The sequence below is a fragment of the Clostridium vitabionis genome (assembly GCF_015351765.1).
Lineage (GTDB): Bacteria > Bacillota > Clostridia > Lachnospirales > Lachnospiraceae > Clostridium_R > Clostridium_R vitabionis.
The window spans coordinates 943,737-965,085 of the sequence record NZ_JADKQA010000001.1; the positions used below are offsets into that span (position 1 = coordinate 943,737).

The 21,349-nt window shown below is 55.3% G+C and carries 22 protein-coding genes, 2 tRNA genes and 1 other RNA gene; 3 read left to right on the forward strand and 22 right to left on the reverse strand.

Annotation, left to right across the window (positions count from 1 at the left end; genetic code table 11):
* Window positions 1–26 precede the first annotated feature (26 nt).
* From ISF27_RS04095 to ISF27_RS04115, 5 genes are all read right to left on the reverse strand, one after another.
* On the reverse strand, window positions 27–281 hold the full coding sequence (locus tag ISF27_RS04095) for a hypothetical protein (protein ID WP_194609334.1): 255 nt from the start codon (window positions 279–281) through the stop codon (window positions 27–29).
* Window positions 282–606: 325 nt separating this feature from the next.
* Window positions 607–891 (reverse strand): hypothetical protein, encoded by a 285-nt coding sequence (locus tag ISF27_RS04100; protein ID WP_194609336.1) that lies wholly within the window; start codon window positions 889–891, stop codon window positions 607–609.
* A gap of 134 nt (window positions 892–1,025) precedes the next feature.
* Window positions 1,026–1,109: transfer RNA gene (locus tag ISF27_RS04105), tRNA-Leu, on the reverse strand.
* Between the two features lie 5 nt (window positions 1,110–1,114).
* Window positions 1,115–1,198: transfer RNA gene (locus tag ISF27_RS04110), tRNA-Leu, on the reverse strand.
* A gap of 216 nt (window positions 1,199–1,414) precedes the next feature.
* Window positions 1,415–2,059: an MBL fold metallo-hydrolase gene (locus ISF27_RS04115; RefSeq protein ID WP_235986007.1), complete on the reverse strand. Its 645-nt coding sequence runs from the start codon at window positions 2,057–2,059 to the stop codon at window positions 1,415–1,417.
* A 198-nt stretch (window positions 2,060–2,257) separates the two neighbouring features.
* On the opposite strand from ISF27_RS04115, the gene tnpA reads away from it, so the two are divergent.
* Window positions 2,258–2,659, forward strand: a complete 402-nt coding sequence (tnpA, locus tag ISF27_RS04120) for an IS200/IS605 family transposase (RefSeq protein WP_194609338.1) — start codon at window positions 2,258–2,260, stop codon at window positions 2,657–2,659.
* Between the two features lie 8 nt (window positions 2,660–2,667).
* The gene (gene tnpB / locus ISF27_RS04125; protein WP_194609340.1) at window positions 2,668–3,759 is read left to right on the forward strand and encodes an IS200/IS605 family element RNA-guided endonuclease TnpB; all 1,092 of its coding nucleotides are present in this window, start codon (window positions 2,668–2,670) and stop codon (window positions 3,757–3,759) included.
* A gap of 471 nt (window positions 3,760–4,230) precedes the next feature.
* On the opposite strand, the gene rplT is transcribed toward tnpB, so the two are convergent.
* The 12 genes from rplT to iorA form a co-directional block, all read right to left on the reverse strand.
* Window positions 4,231–4,590 carry a 50S ribosomal protein L20 gene (gene rplT, locus ISF27_RS04130; RefSeq protein ID WP_194609342.1) on the reverse strand — a complete coding sequence of 120 codons (360 nt, stop codon included), beginning with the start codon at window positions 4,588–4,590 and terminating at the stop codon, window positions 4,231–4,233.
* A 30-nt stretch (window positions 4,591–4,620) separates the two neighbouring features.
* Window positions 4,621–4,818, reverse strand: coding sequence for a 50S ribosomal protein L35 (gene rpmI, locus ISF27_RS04135; RefSeq protein WP_194609344.1), 198 nt, complete (start codon window positions 4,816–4,818; stop codon window positions 4,621–4,623).
* A gap of 25 nt (window positions 4,819–4,843) precedes the next feature.
* Window positions 4,844–5,341, reverse strand: a complete 498-nt coding sequence (gene infC / locus ISF27_RS04140) for a translation initiation factor IF-3 (protein WP_194609346.1) — start codon at window positions 5,339–5,341, stop codon at window positions 4,844–4,846.
* Between the two features lie 287 nt (window positions 5,342–5,628).
* Complete coding sequence (locus ISF27_RS04145; protein WP_194609348.1) at window positions 5,629–6,918, reverse strand: TRAP transporter large permease; 1,290 nt, start codon at window positions 6,916–6,918, stop codon at window positions 5,629–5,631.
* 2 nt (window positions 6,919–6,920) lie between these two features.
* Window positions 6,921–7,397, reverse strand: coding sequence for a TRAP transporter small permease (locus tag ISF27_RS04150; protein ID WP_194609350.1), 477 nt, complete (start codon window positions 7,395–7,397; stop codon window positions 6,921–6,923).
* Between the two features lie 151 nt (window positions 7,398–7,548).
* Window positions 7,549–8,703, reverse strand: coding sequence for a C4-dicarboxylate TRAP transporter substrate-binding protein (locus ISF27_RS04155; RefSeq protein ID WP_194609352.1), 1,155 nt, complete (start codon window positions 8,701–8,703; stop codon window positions 7,549–7,551).
* 102 nt (window positions 8,704–8,805) lie between these two features.
* Window positions 8,806–9,540: a glycerophosphodiester phosphodiesterase gene (locus ISF27_RS04160; RefSeq protein WP_194609354.1), complete on the reverse strand. Its 735-nt coding sequence runs from the start codon at window positions 9,538–9,540 to the stop codon at window positions 8,806–8,808.
* Between the two features lie 151 nt (window positions 9,541–9,691).
* Window positions 9,692–9,955, reverse strand: coding sequence for a hypothetical protein (locus tag ISF27_RS04165; RefSeq protein WP_194609356.1), 264 nt, complete (start codon window positions 9,953–9,955; stop codon window positions 9,692–9,694).
* A 15-nt stretch (window positions 9,956–9,970) separates the two neighbouring features.
* The gene (locus ISF27_RS04170) at window positions 9,971–10,405 is read right to left on the reverse strand and encodes an ACT domain-containing protein (RefSeq protein WP_194609358.1); all 435 of its coding nucleotides are present in this window, start codon (window positions 10,403–10,405) and stop codon (window positions 9,971–9,973) included.
* Between the two features lie 45 nt (window positions 10,406–10,450).
* Complete coding sequence (locus tag ISF27_RS04175; RefSeq protein ID WP_194609360.1) at window positions 10,451–11,758, reverse strand: phenylacetate--CoA ligase family protein; 1,308 nt, start codon at window positions 11,756–11,758, stop codon at window positions 10,451–10,453.
* Window positions 11,759–11,875: 117 nt separating this feature from the next.
* The gene (locus ISF27_RS04180) at window positions 11,876–12,451 is read right to left on the reverse strand and encodes an indolepyruvate oxidoreductase subunit beta (protein WP_194609362.1); all 576 of its coding nucleotides are present in this window, start codon (window positions 12,449–12,451) and stop codon (window positions 11,876–11,878) included.
* Window positions 12,452–12,456: 5 nt separating this feature from the next.
* On the reverse strand, window positions 12,457–14,196 hold the full coding sequence (iorA, locus tag ISF27_RS04185; protein WP_194609364.1) for an indolepyruvate ferredoxin oxidoreductase subunit alpha: 1,740 nt from the start codon (window positions 14,194–14,196) through the stop codon (window positions 12,457–12,459).
* Window positions 14,197–14,439: 243 nt separating this feature from the next.
* Here iorA and ISF27_RS04190 point away from each other — a divergent pair, with 243 nt between their 5' ends.
* A complete protein-coding gene (locus tag ISF27_RS04190; protein WP_194609366.1) occupies window positions 14,440–16,074 on the forward strand; it encodes a class I adenylate-forming enzyme family protein in 1,635 nt (544 codons plus the stop codon).
* A 53-nt stretch (window positions 16,075–16,127) separates the two neighbouring features.
* Here the strand turns inward: ISF27_RS04190 and ISF27_RS04195 are convergent, their stop codons facing one another.
* The 5 genes from ISF27_RS04195 to rnr all read right to left on the reverse strand — a co-directional run bounded on the left by ISF27_RS04195 (window position 16,128) and on the right by rnr (window position 21,166).
* Window positions 16,128–17,558 carry an MATE family efflux transporter gene (locus ISF27_RS04195; RefSeq protein ID WP_194609368.1) on the reverse strand — a complete coding sequence of 477 codons (1,431 nt, stop codon included), beginning with the start codon at window positions 17,556–17,558 and terminating at the stop codon, window positions 16,128–16,130.
* Between the two features lie 9 nt (window positions 17,559–17,567).
* Window positions 17,568–17,840: an HPr family phosphocarrier protein gene (locus ISF27_RS04200; RefSeq protein ID WP_194609370.1), complete on the reverse strand. Its 273-nt coding sequence runs from the start codon at window positions 17,838–17,840 to the stop codon at window positions 17,568–17,570.
* A gap of 188 nt (window positions 17,841–18,028) precedes the next feature.
* Window positions 18,029–18,372, reverse strand: a transfer-messenger RNA (tmRNA) gene (gene ssrA, locus ISF27_RS04205).
* Window positions 18,373–18,498: 126 nt separating this feature from the next.
* Window positions 18,499–18,966, reverse strand: coding sequence for an SsrA-binding protein SmpB (smpB, locus tag ISF27_RS04210; protein WP_194609372.1), 468 nt, complete (start codon window positions 18,964–18,966; stop codon window positions 18,499–18,501).
* Window positions 18,947–21,166: a ribonuclease R gene (gene rnr, locus ISF27_RS04215; protein ID WP_207727376.1), complete on the reverse strand. Its 2,220-nt coding sequence runs from the start codon at window positions 21,164–21,166 to the stop codon at window positions 18,947–18,949. Before rnr ends, smpB begins: the two co-directional genes overlap by 20 nt.
* Window positions 21,167–21,349 lie beyond the last annotated feature (183 nt).

The window sequence follows — 21,349 nt, forward strand, 5'->3', positions numbered from 1 at the left end:
AAATTTTACGAAGAAGCTCCTGTTCCTCAGACATTTCCGGGGTTTTCCTTCTTCTTTATGCCAAGTCTCTGCCGAAGACGAATGTAATTCCCGGTTTCCTCCGTAACAACCTTGATCAGGGGACTCCCCTCCTTGCGGAAGAATGTCCCTGCCTTCGCCCCTTCAAGCTCCTTCAGGGCTTCTTCCCCGAGGCGGCTGCCGCAGAGCCGAAGGATCGTCTCCCGAGCCTCCTCCAGGGTGTCAAAGACATCATTCTGATTCTTTTCAAATATCCAGATCAAATTTTCCTCCTTCCACCCGGGAATCCGCACGACGAAGCGGGTTTTCTTCCCGCCTGCATCGGAGCGCATATTCCCTGGCTGTTTCCTTGCATTATACCCGCTAGTTCTCCCGATGTACAGAAAAACGGGACGCAGCAGATGCCGCAGCATTCCGCCTGGCATCTGACCTGCCATCCGTGAGTAGGACAGCCATCATCCTGGAACGAAAGGACGAGAAGGGACGCAAAAAGAGAGCCCAGCCTTTCCAAAGACGAGAATCCCAAAAAAGGCCGGCAGCTTAATGCTGTCAGCCTTTTTCATGATGTTGATTCTATTCTCCGGCAGATTACCTGTCTTTTCTTCCACTTTTTTTCCAGAACAGAAAGTCATCAACGAGAAGCAGCAGGCAGCCCACCATACCGGCGAGATCGAGGGGGAAATGCGATGCATCCCCGGTTTCCACGATTGCGTACACGGAGAAACTGTCCGCCGCAAAGTCCGCCGACGTGTCACTGACCTGCGCGACCGCGTCCACGTTTTCTGCTGTACCGTCGTCACGGATATGAATCACCTTATGATTCTCGCCATCGACAGAAAATCGCGACTTCAGACTGACCAGGACATGCAACATAGATGTCAGTGTATCCGTAAATGTAGTATTCCCACAAAAGGGTTCACGGCCAGTTACCGCAAAACGCAGCCACAACACAAAAAATAAACCCCGAAAACCACTTCAAAAAGCGATTTTCCGGGGCTTCCGTTTAATGCAGAAGAAGGGACTTGAACCCTCATGATATTGCTATCACACGGACCTGAACCGTGCGCGTCTGCCAATTCCGCCACTTCTGCATGGATGCGGAAGATGGGACTTGAACCCACACGTGTATTCGCACACAAGATCCTTAGTCTTGCCTGTCTGCCAATTCCAGCACTTCCGCTCATCCTGTCGTCGTTTTCTCTCGCCGACGAATGATACTATACCACAGTAAAAATCTAATTGCAACAACTTTTTAAAAAAATTTGGTAATTCCTCAGGATATGCAGGGAAGGTGGCCTGCAAATCGCCGCTCGCGGACGCCTTTGCGGGCTCTCTCCCCGTATGTGTCCAGGCGCCGCAAGCGGTCCAGAACGCCGTTTTTCCAGGCGTCTCCCGATCACTCCGTAAATTTCAGCACTGCGGTCTGCGGCGCCCCATCCTCCGGAAGCTCCAGGGAATTACCGTCGTAAATCACCACATCATCGCAGAGGCTGGTATAGGCGTCCAGCGTCCCGATCTTCGGGTAGCCGTACGCCCCGAAGCGGTAATGCATAGGAACAACTACCGTCGGCTGGAGTTCCTGGACGATGGCATGAATGCGGTCCGGCTCCAGGGTAAAAAATCCGCCGACCGGGACCAGCATCACATCGAGGCCGCTGAGAGCTCTCTTCTGCTCTGGCGTGAGCGCGCAGCCAAGGTCTCCCATGTGTGCGATCCGGTACTCCCCGTCATCCAGGATGCGGATCGTGTTGGTTCCGCGGTCTTTACCGCCGTTCTCATCGTGGAAGGAGGACAGCTCCGTGATCTTCCAGGGATTCTCCTTCTTCTCCGCGTCCTGCCGGATCTGAATAAGCTCCGCCGCATTGTGGTCGCTGTGGCCATGGCTGCAAAGGACAAGGTCGGCATCTGTCCGAAGCGGCGGATATCCAGGTACCGTATTATCCCCGTAGGGATCAAAGACAATCCGGTAATCCTCTTTTTCTACCGCCATGCAGCTGTGCCCCAGCCAGGTAATTTTCACATTTCCCATCTGTGTCACCATTCCTTTCTGGTTTTCTTTTATGATAGAACCTCCGCCACCGGCTTGCAAGCATGCGTGTTGCCGGGTTTTGACGCGCTTTTCTTATAACCCATGTGGGCGAGAAAACCCACGGTTTCAACCGTGAGGATGATAGCCCACCTCTTTACTTTCTATAGATAATATATTGGATAATATCTACAAATGTGCTACTATATATTCATGAAGAATGAATATAAACATACAAAAACAACTGTATCATTGATTAACTACCATTTTGTATTTTGTCCTCGATACCGCAGAAAAATATTTAATATCCAGGGTGTTGAGGAAAGATTTAAAGAACTTACTACTGCTGAATGTGAAAAACAAGGTATTGAAATCCTTGCTCTGGAATGTCATATGGACCATGTACATATTTTCGTTAGTGTACTGCCAACTATGTCCATTCCAAACATAATGAAGCAGATTAAGGGCTGTACTTCACTTCAATTAAGAGAAGAATTTCCACAGCTTAAAGCAATGCCGAGTCTTTGGACTCGAAACTATTTTGTAAGTACAGCAGGCAATGTAAGTTCCGAAACGATTAAGTGGTATGTAGATACCCAAAAAACAAGACCGTAGGTGTAAGCATGAACAAAGGTGTTAAGTTTAGGGCGTATCCCAATAAGGAACAACAAAACTTAATAAATCGAACATTCGGATGTTGCAGGCTCATCTACAACAAAGGTCTTGCCATGCGTAACGATGCCTATTCCAATGGCGAAAAGATTGGCTATAACCAAACATCTGCTATGCTCACAGACCTTAAAAAGCAGGCTGACTTTGCTTTCCTGAAGGACGTTGATTCTATTGCACTCCAGCAGTCTTTGAGGGATTTAGACCGTGGATTTAAAAATTTCTTTGAGAAACGTGCAAGACATCCGCAGTTCAAGAGTAAGCATAATAACCACCAGTCATACAGAACCATTAATCAGGGCGATAATATCCGCATAATCGGGAAGTATATTAAGCTCCCGAAGCTCGGGTATGTCAAAATCAAACAATCCATGGAAGTCGGGCATATCAATAATGTCACGGTAGAGCATACTCCTACGGGTAAATACTTTGTAGTTCTGAATGTTGACTTTGAGCCAGAGTTTCGACCAAATGCAGGCTGCATGATTGGCATTGATGTCGGCATAAAGGAGTTTTACTCCGACAGCAACGGCAATGTCGTCAATAACCCTAAGTATTTAGAGAAGTCTATGCGTAAACTCGTCAGAGAACAACGCAGGCTTTCTCGTAAGCAAAATGGCTCTAATAATCGCAATAGACAGCGTGTTAAGGTAGCTAAAGTCCATGAAAAGATAACGAATCAGCATAACGATTTCCTCCAAAAACAGTCAACGATACTTGTTAGCGAAAACCAAACGATCTGTATTGAAGACCTGAATGTAAAAGGAATGATTCGTAATCATAAACTTGCGCAACACATAGCAAGCTGTTCATGGTCTAAGTTCTTTGCAATGCTTGAATACAAGGCTACATGGTACGGAAATGACATAATCAAAGTACCTACTATGTATCCAAGCAGCCAGACATGCAGTTGTTGTGGGTATAAGAACCCGTTTGTAAAGAATCTCTCTATCAGAGAATGGGAATGTCCTAATTGTCACGCAAAGCACGATAGAGACACCAACGCAAGCATAAACATCTTAAATAAAGGGCTGTCAATAGCCTGACATATATAAAATACCGTAGGGCATACGGGAATTTACGCTTGTGGACACTGTGTAAGACGAGCCAACAAGGTAACTTGTTAGGAACGCAGTAGTGGCTGAAGCAAGAATCCCACGACTTTAGTCGTGTGGAGTGTCAAATTGTACCCCATAACCCCCAATTTGCTAAGTCTGAACTGTGCTTACGCTTGTTCTCGCAAAACAATTTTACACAGTCCCACTAAGCCCGATCTTCGCACTCCGGGCTTGCGCCCCGCTCCGCGGATAGCCACTCCACTAAACTCGGACTGCGCTTTCGCTTGTCCTCGTTAAGTGGCTGGTTATCATTGGATAGCCACTCCACTAAACTCGGACTGCGCTTTCGCTTGTCCTCGTTAAGTGGCTGGTTATTGTTAAGTGCTCTGCATAAAAAAATGCACCGACCCTGTCAGAAAGCAGGTCGATGCATGAAATTCCTTCGTACGGACTGGCAGCTTATGCGCTGATCGCGCTCTTCGCGGTCTCGGCAAGCTTTGCAAAGCCTGCGGCATCCGTGATGGCCATATCCGCGAGAACCTTGCGGTTAAGGTCGATGTTGGACTTCTTGAGGCCGAACATAAACTTGCTGTAGGAAATGCCGTTCATGCGGCAGGCAGCGTTGATTCTGGCGATCCAGAGCTGTCTGAACTGTCTCTTTCTCTGCTTGCGGCCGGCATAGGAAGAGTTCAGGGCTCTCATGACCGACTGCTTGGCTACCCTGTACTGCTTGGAGCGGGCGCCCCTGTATCCCTTGGCCAGCTTTAATACTCTATTGTGCTTCTTCTTGGCATTTAATGCCCCTTTAATTCTTGCCATCGCTTATTTCCTCCTTTTCGTCCTCACGAATTACAGATACGGCAGAATCTTGCGCATTACCCTGCTGTTGGTGATATCAGCAACGGTATCCTTGCGGAGATTTCTCTTTCTCTTGGTGCTCTTCTTCGTCAGGATATGGGACTTATAAGCCTTGTTTCTCACCAGTTTTCCGGTACCCGTCTTCTTAAAGCGCTTTGCGGCAGCTCTGCTTGTCTTCATCTTAGGCATGATCTAGTTCCTCCTTCAAATAGGTTTATTGACGCTTTGCCGTCAGGAAAATGACAATGGTCCTTCCCTCGATCTTGGCCGGTTTCTCAATGACCGCGATGTCGGAAAGCTTCTCTGCGAAATCATCCAGAATGTACTTTGTCTGCGCCATGTGAGCCATCTCACGGCCCCGGAAACGCAGCGTGACCTTGACCTTGTTGCCCTTCTCGATGAATTTTCTCGCGGCGGACACCTTCGTATTCAGGTCATTGTCATCAATGTTCGGAGACATACGGATTTCTTTGACTTCGACAGACTTCTGCTTCTTCCTTGCCTCTTTTTCCTTTCTCAGCATCTCATACCGATACTTGGAATAATCGATAATCTTACATACCGGAGGCTTCGCGTTGGGTGCGATCTTGACCAGGTCAAGCTCCGCTTCCCTTGCGCGCTGAAGCGCGTCCCTCGCCGGCATAATGCCAAGCTGTTCACCGTTTTCTCCAATCAAACGAACTTCCCGGTCACGGATCTGTTCGTTAATCATGTAATCGCTAATTGCCGTCAACCTCCCATCGCACAAACATTTCTCTCTGGACCTTCGCAGGATCCTGTCCGCATCCCCGGTCTGAACACAGAAAACGGGCGGCCAGATCAACCGGCCGCCCATTCATACATGCTTAACCAAAGTCCCTGAAGGGACTCGTCCATTCCGTATGAACCACGGGCACATGGTAAATGCCTGGGTGAGGCCGATAACCTGCTTTCCTGATGCTGCTTTTCACAACTATTAGACAATAGCATTTCTGCCGGCAGATGTCAAGCAGAAAATCTTTACTTTCCGAATACCAGATTCGGGACAAAGAGCGTCAGCCCCGGGAAATACGTGACGATCAGGAGGGCAACCAGAAGCGCGATAATAAACGGGATGCACTCCTTGACAAATTCCGGGATCGGGCAGTCGACAATGCTGCAGACGGTGAACATCATCGAGCCGAACGGCGGTGTCAGGCCGCCGATCATGATATTGACGATGATGATCAGGCCGAAATGCACCAGGTTCACGCCAAGCTTGGAAACCACCGGGATCAGCAGCGGCGCGAGGATGATCATTGCCGCGCCACCTTCCATGAACATGCCGACAATCAGGAGGATAATGTTGATGATCAGCAGCATGACAATTGTATTGGAGGTCACGCCGAGAAGCGCGCTGGAGATCATTCCCGGAATCCCTTCCCAGGTCATGTACTGCCCGAAGACATTTGCGGCCACGATAATGAGGACAACGCCGGCGGTGCCTTCCACGGATTCCTTGAGGATCAGCGCGGTGTGCTCCGGTTTCAGCCTCCGGTAAATCAGGGCGCCGACAATGAGCGTGTAAAGGACCGCGACAGCCCCGCACTCAGACGGAGTGAAAATGCCGATCCGCATTCCGCCGATGATGCCGAATGGGAAGAAAATCGCCCAGATCGAATCCAGTGCCTGTTTCCCGATTTCTTTTCCGGAAGCCATGTGGCTGCGGGTCGGTTTGTACCCCCTCTTTTTCGAGATGATGTGAACCGCAATCATCAGGCAGATGGCCATGAAGATGCCGGGAACATAACCGGCCATGAACATTTTCCCGACGGACACATTGGCAATCAGCGCGTAGATAATCAGGTTAATGCCCGGTGGGATGACCGGTGTCACCGCGGATGACGCCGCGGTGATCGCCGCGGAGAACCCGCGGCTGTACCCTCTCCGCTCCATCTCCGGCACGAGCATTTTCGCCTCCATCGCCGCGTCCGCGTTCGCCGAGCCGGATACGCCGCCCATCAGCATGGAGAGCAGGACGTTGACCTGCGCCAGCGCGCCGGGAAGATGTCCGGTAAGGACGTCAGCGAAAGCCATCAGTTTTTCACTGATGCCCGCGTAGTTCATGATGGAGCCGGCCATGACGAAGAACGGGATCGCCAGCAGGGAGAACGACTGGGCGCTGGTGATGAACTTCTGAAGAATCAGGTAGGCCGGGCTACCGGTATTTAAAAACGCAAAGTAATACAGTGTCGCACCGAAAAGGGCAAATGCGATCGGAATGCCGGTAAAATACAGAACCAGCACAATAATGAGCGGTGCAAATCCCATATTTATACCTCCTTCCCGTTCCGGATATCACGGAACATTTGAACGATATGCACAACGGTATAGATCGCCGCCAGTCCGAAGCCCACCGGGATCGCCGCGCTGACCCAGGCGGAGGAAACGCCGAGGACGGACGTCGAAATCCCGTGGGTATGGTTGATATAGAGAACAGAGAGGTAAACAATATAGAAATTGATGACCAGCAGAATAAACTGGACAATGATTTTCACCGCGGTCCTGGCCGCTCTCGGGAGCCTGTTCACCAGGAGATCGATGCCGAGCATGGCGCCGGTCCGATACGCGCCGGCGGCGCCGATGAAGACGCTCCAGACAAAGCAGCTGGTCGCCACCTCCTCACTCCAGTAGATGCCGGAGTTCAGACAGTAGCGGAAGAAGACATTCATCAGGACGAGGATCGTGGTAATCACGAGCAGAATCGACGCGATGAACTCCTCGGGATTTTCGCGCATGAATTTTTTCATGGAAAGCATAGGCTAATCTTCCTTTAATCATCGGGATGCGGAAACAAGGCTCGGAATCCGTCCCTGTTCACAAAGCGGAAAATATGCGGAGGGAAATGGCTAACCCCCTCCCTCCGCACGGTCAATAAACGTTTTTTGTCTGTTTCAGGAATCAGAGTCCGCTGTCCTTGATGTACTTCTGGAACTTGTCATACAGGCCAGGCGTGGTTCCCTTGTTCTTCTCCATATCGGAGTAGATCGGAACCATCAGCTTCTGGAAGGCTTCCGTGTCCACTTCGTTGAACTGGATGCCCTGCTCCTTCTCCAGCTTTTCCATCTGGGACTTCTCGTTCTCCGAAATCTCCTTGACCATGTCCTCAGCACCCTTGTTGAACTCCTGCTGAACCAGCTTCTGGAGCGGCTCAGGCATGCTGTTGAAGACATCAGGATTGATATAAGCGCCGCAGACACCAAGGAGATGCTTGGTCAGTGCCATGTTCTTGCAGACTTCCGCGGAACCGTTGCTGCCGTAAGCGTCGATGGTTCCCTCAAGCCCGTCAACAACGCCCTGCTGGACAGCGGAGATGGTATCCGCAAAGCCCATCGGTGTCGCCGTTGCGCCCATCGCGTTGATGGTGTTGACATAGAGCTCAGACTTCGGGGTTCTGATCTTCATGCCCTTCAGGTCTTCCGGCTCTTTGATGACCTTGTTGGTCATCATTGAACGGAAGCCGAAGATGTAGTCCATGTTCAGGACCTTGACACCCTTTTCCTCGGCCTTCTTGAACATTTCCTGAACTTCATCGGTCTGCAGGAGGTATCCGTACTGGTCATAGTTGGATACCAGCATCGGGCCTGCCAGGACGTTGAAATCCGGAACATAGTCCGCAAGGTAAGACGGATCCTCTACGGAAATGAAGTTCGCGCCGGCGGCTACCTGCGCGACACCGTCCTGGTATACCGGCAGCTGGGACTGCGGATAGCAGGTGATATCCACCATGCCGTTCGACTTCTCGCGGATGCTGTCCGCGATGGCCTGCATGTGCTTGGTCAGCGCCTCATCCGGAGCAAATACGTGGCTCAGCTTGAACTCGATCTTGTAGTTCGGGTCAACGCCAGAGAGGTCAATCGCCTCGGAATCAGAGCCTGCCGCGGATGCACCCGCCGCCTTCGTATCTGCCGCCGCGGCCGCCGTCGTGTCCGCTGCTGCCGCGGTTGTCTTCGCCGCCGCGGTTGTCGACGATGAGGAAGATCCTCCGCACGCCGCGAGGGATGCCGCCATTGCGGCAGCCATGGTCAGTGCCATCGCTTTTTTCAAGTTTTTCATACATTTCCTCCTTTTATTGTCAAGACGGCCGGAAGAATTCCGATCCGCCCCGTCATACCAGAATCTGCAGCACGGGAATATACTTCCGGAGAACGGCGCCGGTTAATTCTTCTCCGCGAGGATCTTCGCGACCCGGTCCGGGAAATTGCCGATGATCGAGGTCACGCCGGCGGCGATCATCTGGCGGATATCCTTCTCCTCATTGACCGTCCAGCAGTTGATGTCGATGCCCTGGGCAAGGATTCCGCGGACAAGCTCCGGCGTGCAGTTATAGAAAATCGGATGATAGCACTCGAATCCATTTTCCCGGACATAACGGCCGGCATCCAGGATCCAGGAATCGGTCAGCAGCCCGCAGCGGATCTCCGGGCAGAGCTCCTTCATCCGCTTGATGCTGTAATGATTGAAGGACGAGATGATGATGCGGTCAACCATGTCAAATTCGCGGATGAGGTCGATCACCTTTTTTTCGATGCCGGGGTACTCGAAAATACCGGTTTTTAACTCGATATTCGTGACCAGGCTTGTCGGCGCAAGCAGCTCCAGGTATTCGCGGAGCGTCATGATGTGCTGCGGCTCAACCTGGCCGGCGAAGGTATAGGAAAGATCCGCCCGGCGCAGCTCGTCCAGCGTGTAGTCCCGCACAAATCCCTTCATATTGAGGCAGGTGCGGTCCAGTTTTTCGTCATGGATGATGACCACCTCGCCGTCCCTGGTCAGGTGCACATCATTCTCAATACCGTCGCACCCCGGAGTTTCGATCGCCTTCTCAAAGGCAATCCGGGTATTCTCCGGATATCTGCCGGAAAATCCCCGATGAGCAAAATTTTTAACCATAGAATATCTCCCCCTTATGGATTAGATTGAGCGCTTAGCTGAAAAGTCAAAAAAAGGGCAGATTAAAGCCCACATGGTGAAATGCAGTACATTTGCGAATTTTTTACCATGTGATGCCCTCTGCTCTCAATCTCTGTTAGTCATATTAGCATTATTGTCCAGAAAAATCAATTGTTTTTTTATTCACATTCGTCAAATCTGTACATAGGGTATCGCTGTCCGGCACATTCCGGATGGGAAAATTCACAAAACGGTGGCTTACCGGCAGCGTCCCGGAAAGGCAACGCGGGCGGGGCAGGCCGGCGGAACAGCTGTATTCCGGAACAGAACCCCGCAAAAAGTCGGTACGCAAAAAAGGCAGTGCGCCGGCAAACAGCGGATATCCGCCATTTCCCGGCACACTGCCTTTCACCAAAGCATCCTGCCGCGGTTACTCTTCCCTGATATCCGCCTGGCTCACGATACGGATATTCTTGGCCTTAAGCACCCGCTCCGCCTTCGCCGCGTCGCTCACGCGGAAAATCATCAGGGCGTGCTCCGCGATCCGGCCGCCCTCCATCGCGTACATGTAGTCGAGGTTCACGCCGGCATCCTTCAGATAGCTGAGCACCGTATTCAGGCCGCCCGGCTCGTCGGGAATGGACACGATCACCACCGGGACCATCCGGCAGACATAGCCTGCATTCCGGAGGACATTGACCGCCTCGTCCACATCGTTCACGATGATGCGGACAATCCCGAAGCCCTCCGTCTCCGCGAGGGACAGGGCGCGCATGTTGACCCGGCTCTCATCGAGGACCTGCGTCATCTCATGAAGCGTCCCCGGCTTATTTTCCAGGAAAATCGAAATCTGGTTGACACTCATCTTCTGCCTTCTCCTCTCCGGCGGAAATCTCCGCCCGGCCTTAGGTTAACCGTTCAGTTTTCTCCGGTCGATCACGCGGACCGCCTTCCCCTCGCTCCGGGTGATTGTCTTCGGCGCAACCAGGCGGATGTTCGCGCGGATGCCGAGCATGGATTTGAGGGCGTCCCCGAGCTCCTTCCTGCGGCGGGTCACCTCCACCATATCATCGGTGAACATCTCCGGTGTCATTTCCACGAGGACATCGAAGGTATCCGTATTGTTCACGCGGTCCACCACAATCTGGTAATTTGCCGGATAGCCGAGCTGCATGAGGACAGTCTCGATCTGCGACGGGAAGACATTGACGCCGCGGATGATCAGCATATCGTCCGTCCGGCCCTTCGGCTTCTGCATCCGGACAAAGGTGCGGCCGCAGGAGCATCTCTCCCGGGTCAGGCTGCAGATATCCCTTGTCCTGTAGCGGAGAAGGGGAAACGCCTTCTTGTCGAGCGAGGTGAAGACCAGCTCTCCCTCCGCGCCCTCGGGTAGTACCTCGCCGGTTTTCGGGTCGATAATCTCCGCGATAAAGTGATCCTCGTTGATGTGCATGCCATCCTGCGCCGAGCACTCGTAGGCTACACCGGGGCCGGACAGCTCCGTCAGGCCGTAAATGTCATAGGCCTTGATGCCCAGGGTCTCCTCGATGCTGTGGCGCATTTCCTCTGTCCAGGCCTCAGCCCCGAAGATCCCCGCCTTGAGCGGGATATCCTCCGGGGTGAGCCCCATCTCCTTCATGGTCTCGGCAAGATAGGCCGCGTAGGACGGCGTGCAGCAGAGGATGGTGGTCTTGAGATCCTGGATGAACATGATTTGCCGCTCCGTGTTGCCGGAGGAGGTCGGGATCGTCAGGCAGCCGAGCTTTTCCGAGCCGCCGTGGAGCCCCATGCCGCCGGTAAAAAGACCGTAGCCGTAGGATATCTGGCACACATCCTCCTCGGTGCCGCCGGCCGCCGCGATCGCGCGGGCACAGCAGTCTGACCAGAGGTCAAGATCCCCCTTCGTGTAGAAGGCCACAACCCGCTTGCCGGTGGTTCCGGAGGTCGAGTGAATCCGGACGCAGTCCCTGAGCGGGACGCCGAGGAGCCCGTAGGGATAGGATTCCCTGAGGTCTGCCTTGGCGATAAACGGCAGTTTATAGAGGTCATCGATCGACCGGATGTCCTCCGGGGTGACGCCCTTCTTCTCCATGAGCGCCCGGTAATAGGGCACATGATCCCACACGTGGCGCACCTGCTCGACGAGCTTCTTGTTCTGGATATCCCGGATCACCTCGCGCGGCGCGCACTCGATGTCCTTCTGAAAGTACCTTTCCATGTCTTCTCTCTCCTGTCCTGTTCCTGCTGTGCTGCCGCCCCTCCTCCGCGGTGGTAGAATCCCGTCCTCCCGCCGCGGCTCTGAGTAAACAAGCCTTCGCCTCAGCCTCGGGGGGACTTACTCCGCGTCCCGGCCGAGGGCAAATGCCTTCCGGTTCATCTCCAGGAATTTGCCCGGAACGATTCTCTCCATCGCCTTCATCCAGGTCTCCACCGGGAAGTCAAAATACCGGGAAAGCCTGCCCATGAGGACAATGTTCACCGCCTTGGCGGAACCGGCCTCCTCGGCAAGCTTCAAGCAGTCGAGGGCATCCACCTTCGCGCCCGCATTTCTCATCTTCTCCACCAGATTCTCCGGATAGGAAGCCGCCCCGGTGATCACCGGCATCGGGTCCATCTGCTGGAGGTTGGTCACCACCTGGCCGTCCGGGCGGAGGCACGGAAGCCAGCGGGCCGCCTCGAGAAGCTCAAAGGAGACGATCACGTCCGCCTCTCCCTCATCGATAATCGGGGAGGCTACCTTATCCCCGTAACGGACATAGGTCACCACGCTGCCGCCTCGCTGCGACATGCCGTGGACCTCGGAAACCTTGACATCGAAACCGCCGTCGAGAAATACCTGCCCGAGCAGCTTGCTGGCAAGGAGCGATCCCTGACCGCCGACACCAACGACCATGATATTCTTCGTTTTCATCGAAATCACTCCTTTCCCGTACTCTCAAAAGCATCGAAATGGCACATCTGCTCGCAGACGCCGCAGCCGACGCACTGGGTTTCATCCACATAGGCGTGGCCGTCCCGGAAGGAAATGGATGGGCAGCCGATCTGCATGCAGGCATGGCAGCCGACGCATTTCTCCTCGTTGACCCTGAGCGGCGGGTTGTGCCGGACATATTTGAGCAGCGCGCACGGCCTTCTCGCGATGATGACCGACGGCTCATCCGCCGCAAGCTCCTCCTTCACGGCCTTGTCGCACTCGTCAAGATCATAGGGATCCACAACGCGGACGCGGTTGATGCCCATCGCCCGGATGAGCGCCTCGAGGTTGATCTTCCCCGCCGGGTCGCCCTTGATATTCTTGCCGGTCAGCGGGTTCTGCTGGTGACCGGTCATGCCGGTGATCGAGTTGTCCAGAATGATCACCGTGGAATTGGACTGGTTGTAGGCGATGTTCGCGAGCCCCGTCATGCCGGAGTGCATGAAGGTGGAATCGCCGATGACCGCAACAGTCCGGTGCTCATTTTCCCCGTCTCCGGCCTTGTTGAAGCCGTGGATGGAGCTCACGGACGCGCCCATGCAGAGGGTCATGTCCATCGCGTTCAGCGGCGCGGAGGCGCCGAGCGTGTAGCAGCCGATATCGCCGAGAACGACGCAGCGGTTCTTGTGCAGCGTGTAGAACAGCCCCCGGTGCGGACATCCGGAGCACATCACCGGCGGCCTCATCGGGATGTCCTCCCCGATGGACGGTCCCTTGTCCACAGGTCTGCCAAAGGCGGCTGCCACGATATTCTGGGAAAATTCCCCGGTGATCGGCAGGATATCCTTGCCGGATACGGTAAGGCCGAGCTGGCGGCAGTGGTTCTCGATGATCGGGTCAAGCTCCTCCACCACCGCGATCTTCTTCACCTTCGCCGCGAAATCAAGGATCTTCTTCACCGGCATCGGGTTGATCATGCCGAGCTTCAGGACGGACACCGAATCCCCGAAAACTTCCTTCACATACTGATAGGAGGTGGAATCCGTGATAATGCCGAGCTCGGTTCCGCCCATTTCCACGCGGTTGATCGGCGTCTCCTCCGCGTACGCGGTGAGCTTCTTCATCCGCTCCTCGACGACCGGGTGCTTTTTCTTGGCAAATGCCGGAACCATGACGTTCTTCGCCGCATCCTTTCTATACTCTTTTCTCGGCGGAAGAACGCGCTCGCCGGGTTCCACGATCGACTGGGAGTGGGACACGCGCGTGCACATCTTGAGCAGCACCGGCGTGTCGAACTGCTCGGAAATCTCATAGGCAAGCTTGGTAAATGCGAGCGCCTCCGCGGAATCCGAGGGCTCCAGCATCGGGATCTTGGACGCGATCGCGTGATGGCGGGAATCCTGCTCATTCTGGGAGGAGTGCATCCCCGCGTCGTCCGCCACACCGATGACCAGGCCGGCGTTCACGCCCGTGTAGGACATCGTAAAGAGCGGGTCGCAGGCGACATTGAGCCCGACATGCTTCATGCCGCAGAAGGACCGCCTTCCGGCCAGGGACGCGCCGAAGGCCGCCTCCATGGCTACCTTCTCGTTCGGCGCCCATTCGCAGTAAATGTCGTCATATTTGACCGCCTCCTCCGTGATCTCGGTACTCGGGGTTCCGGGATAACTGGAGACGAAGCAGCAGCCCGCCTCGTAAAGGCCGCGCGCAACCGCTTTATTGCCCAGCATCAGTTGTTTCATATCGCATACCTCCATCGTTCTGTTCACAGACATGACATCACTTTAGCACTTTATCGCGATTTCAGCAACAGGATTGGAAAAATCGCCAAAAGAAATCGTGATATCCCGCGTGGAATTGGCGAAAACCACTTGACACCCCGCGCAAAACGCGATAATCTGAGGTTATTGATTTTATGCATTAAAGTACAAAAGCTTTAAACATTTCCTATTTTACCGACACGATAACATTTTGGAGGTTGCACCATGCCGATCACAGATTTGCTCGAGCGTAACAGCAAATTGTACGGCGATGAGACGGCGCTCATCGTCATCAACCCGGAAGTCACCGAACCGCAGAGAGTTACCTGGAAGGAATATGAGCTCATCCAGCCCACTTCTCCCGACTACTACCGCCGGGAGATCACCTGGTCTGTCTTCGATGAGAAGGCGAACCGCGTGGCGAACCTCCTGGTCAAAAAGGGCATCCGGAAAGGGCAGAAGGTCGCCATCCTCCTGATGAACTGCCTCGAATGGCTTCCGATCTATTTCGGTATCCTGAAGGCCGGCGCGATCGCCGTCCCGCTCAACTTCCGCTACACCGCCGAGGAGATCCGCTACTGCATGAAGAAAGCGGACTGCGACGTCCTCTTCTTCGGCGAGACATTCATCGGCCGGGTCGAAGCGATCGCCGAAGACCTCGGGAAGAAGGATCTTCTCTTCTACGTCGGCAATTCCTGCCCAACATTTGCCGAGGATTATCAGGAATCCGCCGCCAACTGCTCGAGCAGTGCCCCGAAGGTCCTGGTCGAGGACGACGACTGCGCGGCGATCTACTTCTCCTCCGGGACGACCGGCTTCCCGAAGGCGATCCTGCTCCGCCACTCGGCGCTCATGCAGTCCGCGAAGATGGAGGCGATCCACCACGAGACCACGCATAAGGACACCTTCCTCTGCATTCCGCCCCTATACCACACCGGCGCAAAAATGCACTGGTTCGGCTCCCTCTACACCGGAAGCCGTGCTGTCCTTCTCCAGGGAAATAAGCCGAAAACCATTTTCCAGGCGGTCTCCCGCGAGGGCTGCACGATCGTCTGGCTGCTCGTCCCGTGGGCGCAGGATATCCTGACCGCCCTCGATTCCGGCGAGCTCAAGATGTCGGACTACAACCTCAAGCAGTGGCGGCTCATGCACATCGGCGCCCAGCCCGTGCCGCCGAGCCTCATCCGGCACTGGCAGAGGTATTTTCCTGGGCAGAAATATGACACGAACTACGGCCTGTCCGAATCGACCGGCCCCGGATGCATCCATCTCGGCATGGACCACATCGACAAGGTCGGCGCGATCGGCCTTCCCGGCTACGGCTGGCAGGCGAAGCTGGTTGACGCGAACGGCAATCCGACTCCCCGGGGCGAGGTCGGCGAGCTCTGCGTGAAGGGGCCGGGCGTCATGGTCTGCTATTACAATGACCCGGAGGCGACCGCCGAGACGCTGGTTGACGGCTGGCTACACACCGGCGATATGGCGCGCCAGGACGAGGACGGGTTCTACTATCTGGTTGACCGCAAGAAGGATGTCATCATCTCCGGCGGGGAAAACCTGTACCCGGTACAGATCGAGAACTTCCTGAGCAGCAACGACAGGATCCAGGACGTGGCGGTCATCGGCACCCCGGACAAGCGGCTCGGCGAGATCGCGACCGCCGTTATCGAGGTGAAGCCGGGCATGACGCTCACGGAGGACGAGGTGAACCAGTTCTGCCTGAAACTGCCCCGATACAAGCGGCCGCGCAGGATCATTTTCGCCGACGTGCCGAGAAATGCGACAGGGAAGATCGAAAAGCCCCTGCTCCGGAAGAAATACAACGCGGTGAGGCTCGTGGAGGAGGAAAGCAGCTCCTGAGGCCTCTTAGCCGCAGAAAATGCACCCGGAAAACCGGGTGCATTTTCTATGCCTTATTCCAACGGTCTCTGCACCCTTCGCGGTTTCATCTCCCGGCTGAGATCCCTCCAGATCGTAAGCAGCATGGTGATATAATTAGCCGCGCCGCCGATAAAGTTGGATATCGGCTCCGCGATGAAGACGCCCATGACGCCGAAGCCCAGCTTCGGCAGCAGGATGGTCAGCGGGACGACGATGATCACCTTCCGGAAAATCGAGAAAAAGATCGCCTGGGCGGACCTTCCGAGCCCGACCGCCGCCGACTGCCCGGTAAACTGCAGGGCCATCATAAAGAATCCGAAGAAATACACGTGCAGGGCGGGGATTGCCTTCTGAATAAGCGCCTCATCCCGGTTGAAAATCCGGATGAAAAATTCCGGGAAGGTGACCATCAGGAACCACACGAGCAGCGCGTAGAGCACCGTGGAGATCGTCAGGAAGACGATCCCGCGCTTCACGCGGCCGTACTCCCCGGCGCCATAGTTGAAGCCGAAGACCGGCTGGGCGCTGTGTGTGAGCCCGCGGACCGCCTGGAGGGCGATCTCGTGGAGGCTGGAGAGGACAGTCATCACGCCGACGTAGAGATCCCCGCCCCAGCTCTGGAGCGTGGTGTTGCAGACCATTTCCACGAGGCTGTTCGTGGCGCTCATGACAAAGCCGGAGAAGCCGAGGGTAATGATCCGCCGGCACCGGTGCGCTTCCAGGTGCATATTCTGGCGCTTCAGGCGGAGAATCGTCTTTGTCCCGGTCAGGAAGCGCAGGATCCAGACGGCGGAAACCATCTGCGAGAGAATCGTCGCCAGCGCGGCGCCGGAGACGCCCATGTGGAAGACGAAGATGAACAGCGGATCGAGCACAATGTTCATCACCGCCCCGATGATGACAGTCATCATGCCTGTCCGGGCAAATCCCTGGGAATCGATGAAGGCGTTCATGCCGAGCCCGAGCATGACGAAGATCGTCCCCAGGACATAGATCGTCAGATAGCGATTCGCATACGGAAAGGTATTCTCGCTCGCGCCGAGGAGATAGAGCATCGGCCGCCTCACCAGAAGGAGCAGTGCGGTGAGCACGACGCCGGTATAGAGAAGCATGGCGAAGGAATTGCCCATGATCTTCTCCGCCTCGTCATTGTCCCCCCGCCCGCGGGCAATCGAGCTGAGCGGTGAGCCGCCCATGCCGAACAGGTTCGCAAATCCCATGATCAGGGAAACGATCGGCAGGCAGACGCCGAGCCCGGTCAGGGACAGCGTCGCGTCATTTGGCAGAAGGCCGATGTAAATCCGGTCCACCACGTTGTAGAGGACATTGACCAGCTGTGCGACCGTCATCGGGATGGCCAGTTTCAGGATCACCCCGCTCACGCTGCCCTTGGTAAAATCATTCCGCGCCTCGGATGCCTGCGCGGTGGTTCTCTCCCCGGATGTTTTCTGCTGTGCGCTCATTTTCTCCCCTCAAAATTCCCCGTTCTGAAAATCCTCGAGAATAAACTTCTTCATCGCCCGGTACGCTTCCTCCTCGTCAGGCCCCTCGGCCTGCACGGTCACCGCGCACCCCGGTCTCATGTCCAGGCGCATGACCGAGACCAGGCATTTGCATGAGCTCGTCCTGCCTCCGCAGGTCAGCGTGATCCTGCTGGAAAATTTCTTCGCCATCCGCACCATCTTCCCCGCGGGGCGGGCATGCACCGGTGCCCCCGCCGACAGAATGAAAGAAAATTTTCTCATGGCGCGCCTCCTCACAGATCGACATGCACTTTGCTGACGCAAAAAGTCGCGAAAACGATGCAAAAAAAGAGAAGTGCGCATCACACCTCTCTTTTTTTCCAGGCTGTTTCTTCTTATCAAATACCGAAACCCAAGGCCGTACGCACTCCACAGAAAAGGAAATCTCCTTGGTTCGTATAAGACTGTACAAATGGAGCAGACGAGAGTTGAACTCGTGTCCAAAAACCGATCCCCTGTTCTTCTACTATCATAGTTTGTTGTTTAACATTCCCTCTGCCCCGCGGGAACAAACACCCTCAGGGTTTCAGTATCTGCTGATACGCCTGACAGTGCGCAGCCTTCCTGCCATCGTTTCTCACATATCGATGCCGGATTCCCGAGGTGTGAGTGCCTCAGGGCCGACACAAGCTGCAATTAAGCAGCAAGAGCTAATTCGTTGTCGTTAGCGTTTGTATTTAAGTTTGCCATTTGACGCATTGCATGCGGATAGCTTCACCAGCTTCACAATCCCTGTCGAAACCGTTACTGCCCCGAAATGAATGTTTAGCCTGATCCGGCAGGCCAGGCTTATCCCGGTCTGCCGTGAAAGATATTATACAATACTGCGCAGGATTTGTAAAGGGCTTATCCCCCGGCCGCAGGCGGCCCCTCTCCTGCCTTACCGGCTGTTCCTGGCCTTGAACTCCCGGTCCATTTCCCGCTTGGCATCCTTTTTCGCGATGTCCGCGCGCTTATCGTAGAGCTTTTTGCCGCGGGCCAGGCCGATCTCGACCTTGACGAGGCTGCCCTTGAAATACACCTGCAGCGGCACCAGGGTCAGTCCCTTCTCCTTGAGCTTGCTCTCCAGGCGGACGATCTCCTTCTTGTGCATCAGGAGCTTCCGCACCCGGAGCGGATCCTTGTTGAAAATATTTCCCTTCTCGTAGGGGCTCACGTGCATGCCCTCGATGAAGAGCTCCCCGTGATCGATGTGGATGTAGGCCTCCTTGACGCTGCACTTGCCCATGCGGATGGATTTGACCTCCGTGCCGTAGAGTTCGATGCCTGTCTCGTATTTCTCCAGGATAAAATAATCGTGGTAGGCTTTTTTGTTGTTCGCCACCAGCTTAATGCTTTCTTTTCCCATTTTTCTTTTTCACTCCTGTTTCATCCCAGCGCTTGTCCGTCGGGATAAAGTCGATGGTCTTCATCAGCCGGTCCACGCCGGTCACGAGGACCCTGACCGGCTGGCCGATGGTGTAAACCCGCCCGGTCATCCGGCCGACCAGGCGGTAATGCGCCTCGTCAAAAATATAGTAGTCGTCCACCAGGTCGTTCACATGGACAAGGCCCTCGATGGTGTTCGGCAGGGCGACGTAGAAGCCCCAGCCGGTAACGCCGCTGACGGTTCCCTGGAATTCCTCGCCGATCCGGTGTTCCATGTACTGAACCTTCTTCAGCTTATCGGTCTCCCGTTCGGCGTCGTCCGCGCGGCGCTCCATCGCCGATGTCTGCACGGCGGCCGCCGGGAGCAGGCTCTCATAGTGCGCGACACGCTTCGGCGTCATTTGCCCGCTGATCGTCTCGTGAATGATCCGGTGGATCTGCAGATCCGGGTATCGGCGGATCGGGGAGGTAAAGTGGCAGTAATACTCCGCCGCGATGCCGAAGTGCCCCTTGTTCATCTCCGAATACTTTGCCTGCTGCATGGAGCGCAGCACAAGCATGTTGATCAGCGCTTCCTGGGGCGTCCCGGACGCGCTCTCGACGAGCTGCTGGATCTGCTTGGGCGTCACCCTGCCGGCGCGCGGCCGGAGCGTCAGCCCAAAGGTCTGGACAAAGGAGGCGAGCTCCGTAATCTTATCCTCATCCGGCTTCTCATGGATCCGGTAGAGGAACGGCACCTTCCGGGAAGCGTACTCCTCCGCCACCGTCTCATTTGCCGCCAGCATAAAGTCTTCAATCATCCGCTCGGCATCCCCGCGCACATAGGGGTAAATGTCCACCGGGCGCCCTTTTGGATCAAGGACGATTTTGGTCTCCGGGAAGTCGAAGTCCACAGCGCCCCTCCGGTGGCGCACCGCACGGAGGATATGCGAAAGCCGCTGCATTTCCTGGAACATGTCGACAAAACCGCGGTACTCCTCGCAGGTCTCCGGATCCCCCTCAAGGATGCGGTTCACCTTGGCGTAGGTCATCCGGCGGTCCGAATGGATCAGGGACTCGGCAATCTCATGGCTGATGAGCCGCCCCTCGCTGTCATATTCCATGAGGCAGCTCAGGGTCAGCCTGTCCTCATCCTCGTTCAGCGAACAGATGCCGTTCGACAGCTTGTGGGGCAGCATCGGAATCACCCGGTCTACCAGGTAAATGCTCGTGCCCCGGCTGTACGCCTCCTGATCCAGGGGACTTCCCTCCCGCACATAGTGGGAGACATCCGCGATGTGGACGCCCAGGCGGTAATGCGTGCTGCCATCCTCCGCCCGGTAGGTAGTGAGGGATACCGCGTCGTCAATATCCTTGGTGTCGTCACCGTCGATGGTGACCGTGCGCAGCGTGCGGAGGTCCAGGCGCCCCCGCATTTCCTCCTCGGACACCTTGTCCGGGATATCCTGGATTTCCCGGAGGACATCGTCCGGAAATTCCTTCGGCAGCTCTCTCGCCTCGATCACCGAGAGGATGTCCACGCCGGGATCATCCACATGGCCAAGGATCTCCGTCACCCGTCCGCGGATGACCTTGTCTTCCTCTGTCGGGTAACCGGTGATTTCCACGACAACCTTATGCCCGCTCACCGCGCCGAGCGTCTCCTTATCCGGGATGACGACATCGAAGCCGATCTTCGGGTCGTCCGGCACGACTGTGCCGGCATGATTTACCCGCTCGAAGGTCCCGACGAGCCGTGTCACTGCCCTCTCTGTCACACGGATGATTTTACCCTCAGCTTTTCCGGTCTCCGGATCCTCGCTCGTTAAAAGCACGGCAACCGTGTCCCCGTTCATGGCACCGCCGCAGGCATCCGGCGGAATGAACAGATCCTTCTCCCTGCCTTCCACGGCGACAAAGCCGAACCCGCGGGCATTTGCGCAGAAGGTGCCGGCCAGCAGGTTATCCTCCTCTTTTCGGGAAGAATTACCCTTCCCGGGCATCAGATCGGCTCTTTCGCGGGTCCTGCCGCCCTTCCCGTGAGGGGTGCCGTCCTTCCCGCGGGCTCCGCCGTCCTTCCCGGGAAATGCGGCCTTCTTCGTCCGGCTCTTATGCCGGCCTCCGATTTTCTTCTTATCCCAGAATTTCTTCCCGGAATCCCTGTCTTTCTTATCCTCTTTGCTCTTTTCCTTTTTTCCCATCACACACTCTCATCTTTCCCCGGATAATCACTCCCGGGACAAAGCAAATTTGCATAGCTCGCACTAAACTCGCACTTCGCCCGCTGGGCTCGTGCCCCGCTCCGCGGATAGCCACTCCACTAAACTCGGACTGCGCTTTCGCTTGTCCTCGTTAAGTGGCTGGTTATCATTAAGTGCTCTGCA

Coding starts and splice junctions, on each gene's coding strand:
- ISF27_RS04170 (WP_194609358.1), bottom strand. CDS start 10,405: ATGAGTGTCAACCAGATTTCGATTTTCCTGGAAAATAAGCCGGGGACG.
- ISF27_RS04180 (WP_194609362.1), bottom strand. CDS start 12,451: ATGAAAACGAAGAATATCATGGTCGTTGGTGTCGGCGGTCAGGGATCG.
- ISF27_RS04190 (WP_194609366.1), top strand. CDS start 14,440: ATGCCGATCACAGATTTGCTCGAGCGTAACAGCAAATTGTACGGCGAT.
- rnr (WP_207727376.1), bottom strand. CDS start 21,166: ATGGGAAAAAAGGAAAAGAGCAAAGAGGATAAGAAAGACAGGGATTCC.
- ISF27_RS04115 (WP_235986007.1), bottom strand. CDS start 2,059: ATGGTGACACAGATGGGAAATGTGAAAATTACCTGGCTGGGGCACAGC.
- tnpA (WP_194609338.1), top strand. CDS start 2,258: ATGAAGAATGAATATAAACATACAAAAACAACTGTATCATTGATTAAC.
- ISF27_RS04145 (WP_194609348.1), bottom strand. CDS start 6,918: ATGGGATTTGCACCGCTCATTATTGTGCTGGTTCTGTATTTTACCGGC.
- rpmI (WP_194609344.1), bottom strand. CDS start 4,818: ATGCCTAAGATGAAGACAAGCAGAGCTGCCGCAAAGCGCTTTAAGAAG.
- ISF27_RS04195 (WP_194609368.1), bottom strand. CDS start 17,558: ATGAGCGCACAGCAGAAAACATCCGGGGAGAGAACCACCGCGCAGGCA.
- ISF27_RS04200 (WP_194609370.1), bottom strand. CDS start 17,840: ATGAGAAAATTTTCTTTCATTCTGTCGGCGGGGGCACCGGTGCATGCC.
- ISF27_RS04175 (WP_194609360.1), bottom strand. CDS start 11,758: ATGGAAAGGTACTTTCAGAAGGACATCGAGTGCGCGCCGCGCGAGGTG.
- tnpB (WP_194609340.1), top strand. CDS start 2,668: ATGAACAAAGGTGTTAAGTTTAGGGCGTATCCCAATAAGGAACAACAA.
- smpB (WP_194609372.1), bottom strand. CDS start 18,966: ATGGGAAAAGAAAGCATTAAGCTGGTGGCGAACAACAAAAAAGCCTAC.
- ISF27_RS04155 (WP_194609352.1), bottom strand. CDS start 8,703: ATGAAAAACTTGAAAAAAGCGATGGCACTGACCATGGCTGCCGCAATG.
- infC (WP_194609346.1), bottom strand. CDS start 5,341: ATGATTAACGAACAGATCCGTGACCGGGAAGTTCGTTTGATTGGAGAA.
- ISF27_RS04100 (WP_194609336.1), bottom strand. CDS start 891: ATGTTGCATGTCCTGGTCAGTCTGAAGTCGCGATTTTCTGTCGATGGC.
- ISF27_RS04150 (WP_194609350.1), bottom strand. CDS start 7,397: ATGAAAAAATTCATGCGCGAAAATCCCGAGGAGTTCATCGCGTCGATT.
- iorA (WP_194609364.1), bottom strand. CDS start 14,196: ATGAAACAACTGATGCTGGGCAATAAAGCGGTTGCGCGCGGCCTTTAC.
- ISF27_RS04160 (WP_194609354.1), bottom strand. CDS start 9,540: ATGGTTAAAAATTTTGCTCATCGGGGATTTTCCGGCAGATATCCGGAG.
- rplT (WP_194609342.1), bottom strand. CDS start 4,590: ATGGCAAGAATTAAAGGGGCATTAAATGCCAAGAAGAAGCACAATAGA.